Genomic DNA, 459 nt, shown 5'->3' on the forward strand with positions numbered 1-459 from the left:
CAGCAGCATCGAAGGAGGCCCGCCCTTCTCGGCGGAGCCACACGGGTGGGGAATTTCGATGAGCGTCAGTGGGGAATTTCAGTGAGCGCGGTCAGTGAAGACACGCTCGCGGTCCAATCGCACAAGAAAGACTCTAGGCCGAACTCAGGCCGGCGCCGCTACGCTGCTGTTTTATGCAGGAGACGCGCCTCGACACCGCCCGGATCCGTGCGGCTCGTCGGGCGATCGACCCGATTTTTCTCGACACGCCGCTGTACCGCTGCGAGGCGCTGGAACCCGACCTCAGGTGCACGGTGAGCATCAAGCTCGAAACCGCGAACCCAGTCCGCAGCTTCAAGGCGCGCGGCACCGAGGTCGTCGCGAGCCAGCTAGACATCCCAGGTTCGTAAGTTGTCAAGCGGCTTGGGTGTCGGGGGTGTTTTGACGGTGTGCCCAGGCTTTATGTTCGTCGTAGTGGGT

1 protein-coding gene is annotated in these 459 nt (G+C 62.7%); it reads left to right on the top strand.

The genetic code is table 11. The features are described 5' to 3' along the window. The first annotated feature begins 173 nt into the window (after window positions 1–173). Complete coding sequence (locus AAHS21_RS32000; RefSeq protein WP_342931266.1) at window positions 174–389, top strand: hypothetical protein; 216 nt, start codon at window positions 174–176, stop codon at window positions 387–389. The last annotated feature ends 70 nt before the right edge of the window (window positions 390–459 follow it).

The sequence above is a fragment of the Mycobacterium sp. 050272 genome (assembly GCF_039023525.1).
GTDB lineage: Bacteria > Actinomycetota > Actinomycetes > Mycobacteriales > Mycobacteriaceae > Mycobacterium.

Coding starts and splice junctions, on each gene's coding strand:
- AAHS21_RS32000 (WP_342931266.1), top strand. CDS start 174: ATGCAGGAGACGCGCCTCGACACCGCCCGGATCCGTGCGGCTCGTCGG.